This is a genomic window from Enterococcus sp. HMSC078F03 (genome assembly GCF_001811595.1).
GTDB classification, from domain to species: Bacteria; Bacillota; Bacilli; order Lactobacillales; family Enterococcaceae; genus Enterococcus; species Enterococcus faecalis.
The window spans coordinates 23,829-36,042 of the sequence record NZ_KV805572.1; the positions used below are offsets into that span (position 1 = coordinate 23,829).

Here is a 12,214-nt window from a genome sequence, read left to right on the forward strand (position 1 = left end):
TTGGTAGGGTGGTTATGAGATGAAGGCTCTGAAAGCTTATAAATACAGACTTTATCCAACCTCAAAACAAGAAGAGTTTATTCAAAAAACATTTTCTTGTGTTCGCTTGGTGTATAATTTAATGTTACAAGACCGGATTGATATCTACAAAGAGATGCGAAAAAATCCTCAACAAACGTTTAAAATGCCAACGCCAGCTCAATATAAGAAACAATACCCTGTCCTCAGAGAAGTTGATAGTTTAGCCTTGGCAAATGCACAAGTTTATTTGGATCGAGCCTTTAAAAATTTTTATCGGGAAAAAGGGATGGGCTTTCCAAAAAAGAAAAAGAAAGAAACGGTGCATTCCTACACTACGAACAATCAACATGGCACGGTCAAAATTTTGGATAATCGTTATTTGAAAGTACCTAAATTGAAATCTTTAATTAAAATGAAGGTACACCGCCAACCACTGGGGGAGATAAAATCTGTAACTATTTCTATGAGTGCGAGTCACAATTATTATGTTTCCATTTTGTGTGAAGCGCCGGTTGAAACAAAAACAAAGCAACAAAAAATGGTGGGAATTTGTAGCAGTAGGGAAAAATTTGCGCTGCTTTCGAATGGTGAAAGCTTCGAAAAAAGCTATTGTTCAAAGCATTTAAAGCAAAAACTACGTCAAGAAGAACGAAAATTAAACAAGCGTAAGATGATTGCTTTAGAAAAAGGTGTCGATCTTTCACAAGCAAAAAATTATCAAAAACAAAAAATAAAAGTCGCAAAAATTCGCGAAAAAATAGCCAACCAACGAACGGATATTTTAAACAAAATTACAACGGAATTGGTTTCAAGTTACGATGTTATTTGTATTGAAAAAGCCCATCACAGTAATGAGCGGCCGCCAAAACATGATCGTTCTGAACTGGCTTGGTCTTTATTTTTAGCTAAACTGTTGTATAAAGCACAATGGTATGGCAAAGAACTCATTTGTATTGAGTCAGAGGAGATCGAAACAGAGTTGTCTTTTTCTGAAAGTACAGAAAATTCAGAGTATCTTAGAAGCCAAAAAATCTTAGAACGTGGCTTGTCTAAACGAGAAACCTTATAAATAGAAGAACTGTAGGGACTACAGGGATCGCCTAGGGGATAGAAAATGTACACCATGTGTTGAACCATTTGTTTCTAGGAAGTCACATTGAGACAGTCCACTAATTATTAATAATCAAAATACGAGTTCAAACGAATCTAATGCTAGATTCGTTTTTTTTGAGGAAATATATTGACAACTAGGATAAACTAAGGTAAACTAGTGAAGTTGAGAAATGAAAGCAGAAGCACCCGCTTCTCGCCTTAGTTGAGTATATCGCTGGGCTAGATAAAGTATTCCTTATTTTTTTAAGTAAGGCAGACTGTTGGCGGGTTCTGGATAGGAACCTGTTTTTTTATTGCATTTAGCAAACAAAGCAGACTTCCGTTAGGATTTTCTCTTAAAAATTTTGGAGGTGAATGACCATAGCAAAGGATATGATGGTTAACGACGGCATTCGTGCACGCGAGTTACGTTTGATCGGACAAGATGGTGAACAATTAGGTGTAAAAACCAAAGCAGAAGCATTACAAATCGCTGAATCTGCAAACTTGGATTTAGTACTTGTAGCGCCAGGAGCGAAACCACCAGTTGCGCGAATTATGGATTATGGAAAATTCCGTTTCGAACAACAAAAGAAAGAGCGTGAAGCTCGCAAGAAACAAAAAGTGATCAACGTCAAAGAAGTTCGTTTAAGTCCAACAATTGACGTAAATGACTTCAATACAAAACTTCGTAATGCGCGTAAGTTCTTAGAAAAAGGAGACAAAGTGAAAGCTTCTATCCGTTTCAAAGGCCGTGCCATTACCCATAAAGAGATTGGTCAGAAAGTTCTTGATCGCTTAGCTGAAGAAACTGCGGACATCGCCACAGTGGAACAAAAAGCGAAAATGGACGGACGCAGCATGTTTCTAACGCTGGCACCGAAAAACGACAAGTAAACGAAGAGACCGAGCATTCGGACTTTTGGTAATTTCTACAAGAAGGATATTCGACAGTTGTGACTGTTAGAGTCTTTCACTTGAAGCAAAGATTTTGAGGAGGAAAATTAGTCATGCCAAAACAAAAAACACACCGCGGATTAGCAAAACGTGTAAAACGTACTGGTGGAGGCGGCTTAAAACGTGGCCGTGCCTTTACATCTCACCGTTTCCACGGTAAAACTAAAAAACAACGCCGTCAATTGCGTAAAGCAAGCATGGTTGCAAAAGGCGATTACAAACGTATCCGCCAACAATTAGCAAGAATGAAATAAAACAACTCGGTGACTTTTAGATTACCGTCAAGAGAAACAAGATATTAGGAGGAATTCAACATGGCACGTGTTAAAGGTGGAACAGTAACCCGTAAACGTCGTAAAAAAGTCCTTAAGTTAGCGAAAGGCTACTACGGATCAAAACATACTTTATTTAAATCAGCAAAAGAACAAGTAATGAACTCTTATTACTATGCATTCAGAGACCGTCGTCAAAAGAAACGTGACTTCCGTAAATTATGGATTGCACGTATCAACGCGGCAGCTCGTATGAATGGCTTAAGCTATTCTAAATTAATGCACGGTTTGAAATTGGCAGAGATTGATATCAACCGCAAAATGTTAGCTGACTTAGCCGTTAACGATGCAGCAGCATTTACAGCGTTAGCTGAACAAGCAAAAGACGCTTTAAGCAAATAAGCTTAAATAATCTTTCACACCCTACTCCTTGAGTAGGGTGTTTTTTTAATAACTCCGTTGGTAACTTTCATCTATAAATGAAAAAACTTGTGAGAGCGGAATTTCTTCAGAAAGACTTAACCAATGTTCTTTGTTCATATGATAGGCAGGAAAATAGCCAGGTTGGTTCTTTAATAAGGCAATCAATTCAGGCGCAAGTTTAACGGTTAAAATAGTGAGCTACTTATTCTCGGTAGCGCCGAGCAGTTGTGCATCCAGTGGCATAATTAAAGCAAACCATTTCGCATTTCTAGGATGACGAAAGACGAGATAGTCTGGGTGTTTTTTAAAAGGAAAATCGGGCGTTATCTGATAACGTTCTTGGATATAGGCGCTAATAGTTTCTTGAAAAGTCATAGGTTTCTTCCTTTCGTTAAGGCTAGGCATATCTATTTACATCATAGCAAAAATTACATAAAATTACTTCGTTCAAAGGAATGGGAGGAGGGAGCAGATGACATTAATTTCAACAATTTTAGTAACCTTGGTGGCGGTAGAATTTTTCTACATTATGTATTTAGAAACGATTGTACCAACATCTGAGACAACAAGCCGTGTTTTTAAAATGGATAAGCAAGAGTTACAAAGAAAATCAGTCACTACATTGTTTAAAAATCAAGGAATCTATAATGGACTAATCGGTGCAGGACTTATTTATAGTGTCTATTTTGCGCAAGCAACGATGGAGATGACAAAATTTTTATTGATTTATATTATTTTAGTGGCGGCGTACGGTAGCTTAACTAGTGATAAAAAAATTATTTTAACACAAGGCGGTTTAGCCATCGTGGCTTTGCTTAGTTTACTCGTTTAGCCATCAGAGTTAATAGAGAGAGACAGTCAAATCGACAGAAAAAACACGGTTGATTTGACTATTTTTTATGGAATTGAGAGAGACAAAATGTGGTATACTTTGTTTATTAGATAGGGAGGAATTAAAAATGCTGAACCAAAAAGAAGTAAAAAAAAACTATTATCCTCAATTAATTTCTCTATGGCGTTCTTCAGTAGAAGCTACCCATTTGTTTTTGAGTCAGGCAGATATTGATAAAATCGAAGTAGTTTTACCTGATTATTTTCAACAAGTTCAATTAAGTATGTGGTTAAATGAAGAACAGAAATGTGTGGGCTTTAGTGGAACAAATCAACAAACGTTGGAAATGTTATTTATTGACCCAGTCTATTTTCGTAAAGGCTATGGTGGAGAAATTATCAAAAAGTTAATAGAGCAAGAATCAATTGTCTTTGTTGATGCCAATAAACAAAATGAAGGGGCTGTGAAGTTCTATCAATCTCAAGGGTTTCAAGTAATTGGTGAATCAAAGGAAGATCCTCAAGGAAATCCGTTTCCTATTTTACATATGAAACGGATATAGAAAAGAGGGAAGAAATCATGCGGGTAATCGTTACTGAATACCAACCAGCCTGGGTGGAACAGTTTGAAGAAGAAGCCCAAGCGTTGAAACAGATTCTAAAGGAAAATTGTCTTAAAGTTGAACATATCGGTAGCACATCTGTGCCTAATTTAGCAGCCAAACCAATTATTGATTTTTTGGTCATTGTTGAAGAAATTGAAAAAGTAGACCTGTTACAAGGGGAATTTGAAAGAATCGGTTATGAATATATGGGGGAATTTGGGCTATCAGGACGTCGTTATTTACGAAAAGGCCCGATAAAAAGAACACATCATGTGCATATTTATCAGTTTGACAATACGCAAGAAATTTTGCGCCATCTTGCTTTTCGAAATTATTTACGAGAAAATCCGGCAATTGCTACAACCTATGGTACATTAAAAAAGCAATTGGCCCAAGCACACCCCGATAGCATTGATAAATATATGGATGGCAAAGATGCGTTCATTAAGAAAATAGAAAAAGAAGCGTTGAAGAAATATTGGGAAAAATAAAAAAAGTTGCTAAAGCTAGCAACTTTTTTTTGGTTCTTTTTTGAAAAAATGATAAAGAAGACCACTTAAAAGAACACCTAGAATAATTCCAATCGCTAAATTATGCGTATAGACGATCACACCCACTGTCACGAGTAAAATAACAATTTCAGTAATTTCAAAAGTTCGGAAAAGCTGTAAACTTTCCCAATCAAAGGTGTCGACTGCCACTGTCATCATGATCCCAATCAATGCAGCTGTAGGAATGGCTACCATCACGGATTTAAAAACAAAAATGAATAGAAGGAGGGTAATACCTGAAATCAAAGTAGAAAGCCGTTTTCGTCCCCCTGATTTAACATTAATGACCGCTTGCCCGATCATCGCACAGCCAGCTTGGCCACCAAAAAAGCCGGTAATTATATTAGCGAATCCTTGCGCCTTAACTTCTCGTTGGCTATCACTTTGGCTCGTTGTCATTTTGTCCACAATGGGGATCGTCAATAAAGATTCAATTAACCCGACCATTGCTAAGGCAACAGAACTAGGTAAAATAATCCACAACGTTTCTAAGTTGACGGGTACATTAGGCCAACGGATCGCTGGATGAAACTGACTCATTTCACCAAGATCACCTACCGTTTGCAAATGACCTTTTAAAAAATAGGACAGGATAGTCATGAATAAAATAACAATTAAAGCAGGAGGCACGATTGTAATAAACTTAGGTAATAGATAAATAAGTAAGATACTACAGATAATCATGCCGTAGGACCACAGTGTTTGATGAGGCAATTGTTGTACTTGCGCCATGAAAATTAAAATGGCTAACGCATTGACGAATCCGTACATCACTGTCTTGGGAATAAAGCGCATTAATTTATGGATACCTAAATAACCTAAAATAAATTGTAGAAAGCCTGTTAAAATAGTCGCAGCAAGCATGTATGACAAACCATGTGCTTGAATTAAGCCTGCAAGGACTAAGGCCATTGAGCCAGCAGACGCCGAAACCATTGCCGGACGGCCGCCCGTAAAAGTAATCACAAGTAAAGTAACAGCTGAAGCAAACACTGCAGAAAGCGGGTGAACACCAGCAATAATCGCAAACCCGATTACTTCTGGTAAAATGGCGACAGAAGAAACGAGACCGGCAAAGAGATCATTTTGTTCATTGCCTAACCATTCGCTTTTTTTAATACTAAATAACATCGAAAAACTCCTTTAAGTTAATAAAACCTTATTCATAATAGCATGAATAAGCTGAAATAAAAAAGTTTGACGTGTTAACGTCAAACTTTTTTATTAGAACTGTAGCAGTGCCAACAACAAAATGGCTAGGACGACTTGAACAGTTCCTACTGATAAACCATAGATTAAGAAACGTTTGCCTTCTTGGAAAAACTTTTTAAAATCGAGTCGTAACCCGATTGCTGCCAAGGCAGTAATTTCAAACCAAGAACTAAAGAAATGAGCAGTCTCACTGATCACAACGGGGAAATGAATCAAACTATTAAAGACACAGGCAATGAAAAAGCCAACTACATACCAAGGTAGGGCACTGCTTTTTTTGGTGACTTCTACCAACTCAGCTTCTGATTCTGCCGTCTTACTTTGCTTGAAACGTCCAAATAAATAGACAACTGCTACGAGTAGGACAATCCGCATAATTTTAAAGAGCATCGCTAGTTGAACTGCGTTCTCATTGACCATATTGGCACTGGCGACAACCTGACCAACTGATTGTAAAGTCCCTCCGATTAGTGCGCTACGAGCTAACAAATTGGTACCATAGAGAATCCCACTTAAAATGGGTAAGGTCAACATTAAAACGGTTCCTAATAAGTTTACTAAAGTAATGATTTGGCCTTTTTCTTCCTCATCTGCTTGAATTGCTGGAGCAATCGAAGCAATGGCAGAGGATCCACAAACGGCATTACCACCAGCCATCAATAAAGACATATTATCAGAAAAAGCCAGTTTTTTACCGATCAAATAGGCAAAAATAATGGTCAGCGACATTTGAATGAGAATAAATGCGACACCTTGTAAGCCAATTTGGGCAATCGTTTGAAAGGTCACGGTGGTTCCCAATAAAACAACAGAAAATTCTAGTAATTTACTTTCGGCTACTTTGGTTCCGCGATTTAAATTGGCACCGCGAACAAAGGTATTTCCCAAAAAGATTCCTAGTAAAATAGCTATCGTTGCGGCGCCTAAGCTAGGTAACCAGATGGCAAAAAACTTGCTAAGGCAGGCGACAAGGAAAGCTGTTAGCAAGCCGGGAAGAATTTGTAATAAAGATTGGATATAATCATTTTCTGAATTTTTCATTGAAAAAATCTCTCTTTCTTGTTCATTACTTCCAGTATAACGAAATTTTTTACATTTGAGAAATAAATAGTTAAAATAATATTTATAATAGAAAGTTATCGAAAGGATACCTATGTTTAAATTATTAAAGACTTTTCAAATTGTGTATGAGCAAATGAACTTTTCCAAAGCAGCTACCTGCCTATATATATCACAACCAGCCGTTTCTAATCAAATCAAACAATTAGAAGAAGAATTAGGCTGTTCATTGTTTTTAAGAAATGGTCGACAAGATGTAGTCCCTACTAGGCAAGCGGAAGTCTTGTATAATCGTTTGCTAAATTTAGCTGATGATTGGCAAGAAACATTAACAGCTCTTCATCAGGCGAGATTACCTAAAGAAACTTGCCGAATTGCTGCGTCTAATACTTTTGCAGTTTATTATTTGCCGCAACTGATGCAGCATTTACAGACACAGTATGCAACGATCAATTTTGTTTTAGAAATGAACAATTCAGAAGAAGTAGTGGAAAAAGTTGAAAAACATCAAGTTGATTTTGGCTTTATCGAAAAACCATTAATTACGAAAGGCGCCTCTCGTGAAGAAATTATTCAGGATCAATTGGTTTTAGCTGGGGACCCTGCCAATCAGAATTGGTTGGTACGTGAAAAGGATTCTGGGGTCTTTCATTATACCCAACAGTATTTAGAAGAAAGTAATCAAAGCCCAACACTCATGACGGTTAAAAATAATGAAATGATTGTTAAAATGTTGGAATTGGGCATGGGGCAATCGTTGCTTTCAAGAAAGGCGATTACTGAAAAAATTCCTTTCCAAACGTTAGGTGAAAAGTATTGGCGTTCCTTTTATTTTTTGACACGGGGACATTTAAAATCCTCCTTGCTTCAAGAAGTAAAACAAGCAATTTATCGATTCTATCAGACGGAAATGAATAAATACTAAAACGTTCTCTTTGTTTATTTATCAATCTTTGACTACACTAAAGAAAACGAAGGAGGGAACCACAATGCCTAAATTTTCACCATGTTTATGGTTTGACACACAAGCGGAAGAAGCTGCTAACTTCTATATAACAATCTTTGAAAAAGGTGCGATTCTAAGTAAAACGAACTACGTTAATGAAGAGCATCAACCTCAAGGAACATCATTAATGACCATTGAATTTACCTTGGCGAACCAAACAATCATTGGTTTAAATGGCGGACCAGAATTTTCCTTTACACCAGCTAGTTCATTTTTTGTTGAATGTAAAACGTTATCACAAACAGAAACGTTGTGGAAAAATTTAACAGCAGACGGACAGATTTTGATGCCTTTTGGGGAATATCCTTTTAGTCCTTTATATGGTTGGGTAGTGGACAAATTTGGTGTCTCTTGGCAAGTGTCTTTTTCAGGAAAAGAACAAACAATTGTACCAACCTTTATGTTTGCTAATGAAAAATATGGCGAAGCAGCCAAAGCTCTATCAGAATGGTTGGCGATTTTCGGTCCAGGCGAAATAATTGAAAAAGTTGAATATGAAGATGGGAACATTGCGCAAGCACTTTTCACATTACAGGAGCAACCGTTTCGAGTAATGGATGCACGAGATAAACATGATTTTGATTTTACCATGGCCTTCTCCATTTATATTGATTGTGAAAATCAGGAGGAAATAGATCGGCTATGGCAACAAGTGACTGCTAAAGGGAAAGAATGGCCGTGTGGCTGGATGGAAGATCAATTTGGGGTCAGTTGGCAAACAGGCAATCCTGAACTGAAACGTTATTTATCTGACTCAAATCCAGCTAGAGCAAATGAAGTGACCAAAAAATTGTACCAAATGAAAAAAATAGATTTAAACCAGTTAAAAGAAGTGTATGACAAATATAATCATTAGAAAAACTGAGGTTGTCTGATCGACTACACTTCGTTACGTTGGTATCAATTCCTATGCATGGAACATACTAGAGTTGAAGGACTTGTCTTTTAAGGATCAAGACCTTCAACTCTTAAAAAAAGGCTCGATTCTTGCGAGTTCCAAAGAGGCTACTTCTATTTTGTTTTTTATCTTAAGGGTTAGGACTCTGCCGATTTTTTTATAAGATTATGCTATAATCAAGAGTAGTAAATTATTGAAGGAAAAATGAAAAGTCCAAAATAGGAAGTGGTAAAATGATTGAGTTAATTGTGTTGTTAACAGTTTTTACTTATGGAACGAACTTTGTTTTATATCTTATTTTGAAAAATAAAAAGTCCATGCCAATTGTCGAAAAAGCTTCTATTGTATTAGGAATTAATATGTCTGTGTTATTATTAGATGGTATTTTTGCTTTTGTTGGTAAATTCATCATGTTATCAGAATGGGAATTATTAGCGCCTATTTTTGAAATAGTGTAAAAATCATCATAAAGTCCTATATCCAAAAAGAATGAAGTTTGTTAGGATAAGAAAGATGAAAATTTAGAAATAAAAGAGGTGGGATTGCATGGCTAAAATCATGATTGTCGAAGATGAAACAACCATTCGAGAGTTAATTAGCGAGGAATTACAAAAATGGCAATTTGAAACGATTGGAACAACCGATTTTAATGATGTATTGGATGATTTTCAAGAGGAGAATCCTCAATTAGTCTTGATGGATATTAATTTACCTGTGTACGACGGGTACTATTGGTGTCAAAAAATTCGTGAAGTTTCTAAAGTACCAATTATTTTTATTTCGAGTCGTAGTACCAATATGGATATGATTATGGCGATGAACATGGGCGCGGATGATTTTGTTACAAAACCGTTCCAGATAGATGTTTTAATTGCTAAAATCAATGCTTTGTTGCGCCGCTCTTATAACTATTCCGATACAGATAGTGAAGTGCTTTCACATAATGGCATTACTTTAAATGTGGACAATGGACGAATGGAAATCAAAGGCGAAATGATCGATTTAAGTAAAAATGAATACCGATTACTGTATCTTTTAATGAAAAAGCACGGAAAAATTTTAACACGTGAAAAACTATTGCGCGCTTTATGGGACGATGAACGTTTTGTGGATGACAATACGTTGACGGTAAATATCAATCGTTTACGAAAAAAAATTGAGCAAGCAGGGATTGCTGGCTATATTGAAACCAAAGTGGGCGTCGGTTATATGGTGCCCTAGATAGGAGTAGACAATGACCATTCTAAAGTATTTAAAAGATCGCTGGTTATTACTAATTGGTTGGTTATTTTTTCTGTTCTTAACTTGTTTTATTTTATGGTTGGCTCCTAATGTCCGCTTAGATTGGACAGTGGTTGGCTATATCTTTTTACTGCAAAGTGTGTTTTTATCGCTATTTTTAACAATTGATTATTATTTAAAACGTAAGTGGTGGCTTTCGTTGGCAACGGAAAAAGAGCCGCCTTCTTTACAAGAATATTTGAATACAGCAGAAAAAGAAGAAGAGCTACTTGTCCAAACGTATATTAACGGTTTATTGCAAGAGCACCAACAAACCATGCAGCAAGCAATTAACAACCAACAGGACCAAAAAGATTACATTGACTCTTGGGTTCATGAAATCAAAGTCCCCCTAGCGGCTATCACTTTACTGGTACAATCTGTCGAAGATGATATTCCAGAGAAAAAATATTATCTATTGGAAAATGAGTTAGGGAAAATTGATGAATATGTCGAGCAAGTCCTATATTATGCTAGACTGGACAGCTTTTCTCGAGATTATTTACTCCAAGAATATTCTTTAAAAGAAATTGTGCAATCTGTTGTTCGTACGCAGGCAAATTATTTTATCCAAAAAAGATTGCAATTCTCAATTGAAGGAGAAGATGAAGCGGTTTTAACCGACCGAAAATGGGTCATTTTTATTTTCCGCCAATTATTAAGTAATGCAGTCAAGTATACGCCAGAAGGCGGCACAATTACGGTTCTAATTTCCAAAAATAAACAAGGTATTTATTTATCTTTAAAAGATTCTGGGATTGGCATTCCGATGCAAGATCAACGACGCATTTTTGATAAAGGATTTACTGGAGAAAACGGGCGGAAAAGTGAACAGCATTCGACTGGTCTTGGCCTGTATTTGGCCCATAGCTTAGCGAAAAAGTTAGGTCATGATTTAACAGTCGAATCGACAGAAGGGCAAGGTACGACGATGACATTGTTTTTCCCTTCCCTCAGTTATTATAATGAAGTGAAATAAAAAGTAGGTCTATCAGCAAATTAAAGAGGTGATAGGCCTTTTTTTATTTATTAAAACTTTCTTGCTAACTTCTCTTACTCTTCTTAGTTGTTTAGAAAACGTTTTTATTGTTAGAATGAAATGAAATAAATTTGTTAGGAGAATATTATGAGTTTACTTATCGCTTTAGTGCCCATGATTGCGTGGGGCAGTATTGGTTTAGTCAGCGGTAAAATTGGTGGAAGCGCCAATCAACAAACGTTAGGTATGACAATCGGCGCATTACTATTTTCAATTGTTATCTTTTTTGTTATCCAGCCTACGTTGACGACAGCCACATTAATTGTTGGATTTATATCTGGTTTATTCTGGAGTTTGGGACAGAATCAACAATTTCATAGCATGAAATATATGGGCGTTTCAGTTGGCTTACCAATTTCAACTGGGATGCAGTTAGTTGTTAATACCGTTGCAGGGGCTGTTTTTTTCCATGAATGGACAAAAACAAAAGACTTTGTTGTAGGCTTTATCGCTTTAGCCTTTTTAGTTTTTGGGGTGTATTTAACAGCTCGACAAGATGATGACAGTCAACCGAAAACCTCAAACAGTATGTTAGATTTTAATAAAGGGATTCGGGCCTTGATTTTCTCAACAGTTGGGTATGGTGTCTATACCATCATTATTAATGCCACTGGTTTAGATCCGTGGGGAATTATTTTGCCACAAAGTATTGGTATGTTAGTGGGGGCTAGTTTCTTTGCCTTCAAAAAAGTCAAAGTTGATCGTTTTGTTTGGATGAATATGACGACGGGTCTGCTTTGGGGCTTAGGAAATATTTGTATGTTATTAACCATGCGTGAAATTGGCTTAGCTATTAGCTTCTCTTTATCACAAATGGGGATTATTATTTCGACTCTTGGGGGCATCTTCCTTTTAGGCGAAAGAAAATCAAAAAAAGAAATGTTTTATGTTATTTTTGGTTGCATTTTTGTTATTCTAGGTGGTATTCTTTTAGGGTATATGAAAGCGTAAATAGTTTATTTACGCT

15 protein-coding genes, 1 pseudogene and 1 other annotated feature are annotated in these 12,214 nt (G+C 36.5%); of the genes and pseudogenes, 13 read left to right on the top strand and 3 right to left on the bottom strand.

Annotated elements, in window-relative coordinates:
- Positions 1-19: 19 nt before the first annotated feature.
- The 4 genes from HMPREF2810_RS09625 to rplT all read left to right on the top strand — a co-directional run bounded on the left by HMPREF2810_RS09625 (position 20) and on the right by rplT (position 2,744).
- On the top strand, positions 20-1,090 hold the full coding sequence (locus tag HMPREF2810_RS09625) for an RNA-guided endonuclease TnpB family protein (protein ID WP_002383347.1): 1,071 nt from the start codon (positions 20-22) through the stop codon (positions 1,088-1,090).
- Between the two features lie 212 nt (positions 1,091-1,302).
- Positions 1,303-1,434: a sequence feature (ribosomal protein L20 leader region), on the top strand.
- Positions 1,435-1,488: 54 nt separating this feature from the next.
- Positions 1,489-2,010 (top strand): translation initiation factor IF-3, encoded by a 522-nt coding sequence (gene infC, locus HMPREF2810_RS09630; RefSeq protein ID WP_002355797.1) that lies wholly within the window; start codon positions 1,489-1,491, stop codon positions 2,008-2,010.
- Positions 2,011-2,123: 113 nt separating this feature from the next.
- Entirely contained in the window at positions 2,124-2,324 is a 201-nt protein-coding gene (rpmI, locus tag HMPREF2810_RS09635; RefSeq protein ID WP_002355798.1) for a 50S ribosomal protein L35, read from the top strand.
- 60 nt (positions 2,325-2,384) lie between these two features.
- Positions 2,385-2,744, top strand: a complete 360-nt coding sequence (gene rplT, locus HMPREF2810_RS09640) for a 50S ribosomal protein L20 (RefSeq protein WP_002355799.1) — start codon at positions 2,385-2,387, stop codon at positions 2,742-2,744.
- 45 nt (positions 2,745-2,789) lie between these two features.
- Here the strand turns inward: rplT and HMPREF2810_RS16250 are convergent.
- Positions 2,790-3,170, bottom strand: a pseudogene (locus HMPREF2810_RS16250) (MmcQ/YjbR family DNA-binding protein).
- A gap of 67 nt (positions 3,171-3,237) precedes the next feature.
- On the opposite strand from HMPREF2810_RS16250, the gene HMPREF2810_RS09650 reads away from it, so the two are divergent.
- From HMPREF2810_RS09650 to HMPREF2810_RS09660, 3 genes are all read left to right on the top strand, one after another.
- Complete coding sequence (locus HMPREF2810_RS09650) at positions 3,238-3,597, top strand: DUF1304 domain-containing protein (protein ID WP_002370721.1); 360 nt, start codon at positions 3,238-3,240, stop codon at positions 3,595-3,597.
- A 67-nt stretch (positions 3,598-3,664) separates the two neighbouring features.
- Positions 3,665-4,159, top strand: a complete 495-nt coding sequence (locus tag HMPREF2810_RS09655) for a GNAT family N-acetyltransferase (RefSeq protein WP_048942391.1) — start codon at positions 3,665-3,667, stop codon at positions 4,157-4,159.
- Between the two features lie 17 nt (positions 4,160-4,176).
- Positions 4,177-4,692, top strand: coding sequence for a GrpB family protein (locus HMPREF2810_RS09660; protein ID WP_002361365.1), 516 nt, complete (start codon positions 4,177-4,179; stop codon positions 4,690-4,692).
- 15 nt (positions 4,693-4,707) lie between these two features.
- On the opposite strand, the gene HMPREF2810_RS09665 is transcribed toward HMPREF2810_RS09660, so the two are convergent.
- Both HMPREF2810_RS09665 and HMPREF2810_RS09670 read right to left on the bottom strand, forming a co-directional pair.
- Positions 4,708-5,883 carry a SulP family inorganic anion transporter gene (locus HMPREF2810_RS09665; protein WP_002419366.1) on the bottom strand — a complete coding sequence of 392 codons (1,176 nt, stop codon included), beginning with the start codon at positions 5,881-5,883 and terminating at the stop codon, positions 4,708-4,710.
- Positions 5,884-5,976: 93 nt separating this feature from the next.
- Positions 5,977-7,005, bottom strand: coding sequence for a YeiH family protein (locus HMPREF2810_RS09670; RefSeq protein WP_002383354.1), 1,029 nt, complete (start codon positions 7,003-7,005; stop codon positions 5,977-5,979).
- Between the two features lie 112 nt (positions 7,006-7,117).
- On the opposite strand from HMPREF2810_RS09670, the gene HMPREF2810_RS09675 reads away from it, so the two are divergent.
- The 6 genes from HMPREF2810_RS09675 to HMPREF2810_RS09700 all read left to right on the top strand — a co-directional run bounded on the left by HMPREF2810_RS09675 (position 7,118) and on the right by HMPREF2810_RS09700 (position 12,198).
- Positions 7,118-7,948 (top strand): LysR family transcriptional regulator, encoded by an 831-nt coding sequence (locus HMPREF2810_RS09675; RefSeq protein ID WP_002358839.1) that lies wholly within the window; start codon positions 7,118-7,120, stop codon positions 7,946-7,948.
- Between the two features lie 64 nt (positions 7,949-8,012).
- The gene (locus tag HMPREF2810_RS09680; RefSeq protein WP_002383355.1) at positions 8,013-8,885 is read left to right on the top strand and encodes a VOC family protein; all 873 of its coding nucleotides are present in this window, start codon (positions 8,013-8,015) and stop codon (positions 8,883-8,885) included.
- Between the two features lie 275 nt (positions 8,886-9,160).
- Positions 9,161-9,385, top strand: coding sequence for a hypothetical protein (locus HMPREF2810_RS09685; protein WP_002355808.1), 225 nt, complete (start codon positions 9,161-9,163; stop codon positions 9,383-9,385).
- 88 nt (positions 9,386-9,473) lie between these two features.
- Positions 9,474-10,148, top strand: coding sequence for a two-component system response regulator SapR (gene sapR, locus HMPREF2810_RS09690; protein WP_002355809.1), 675 nt, complete (start codon positions 9,474-9,476; stop codon positions 10,146-10,148).
- Positions 10,149-10,161: 13 nt separating this feature from the next.
- Positions 10,162-11,187: a two-component system sensor histidine kinase SapS gene (gene sapS / locus HMPREF2810_RS09695; protein ID WP_002358842.1), complete on the top strand. Its 1,026-nt coding sequence runs from the start codon at positions 10,162-10,164 to the stop codon at positions 11,185-11,187.
- A 147-nt stretch (positions 11,188-11,334) separates the two neighbouring features.
- On the top strand, positions 11,335-12,198 hold the full coding sequence (locus HMPREF2810_RS09700; RefSeq protein WP_002383356.1) for a GRP family sugar transporter: 864 nt from the start codon (positions 11,335-11,337) through the stop codon (positions 12,196-12,198).
- The last annotated feature ends 16 nt before the right edge of the window (positions 12,199-12,214 follow it).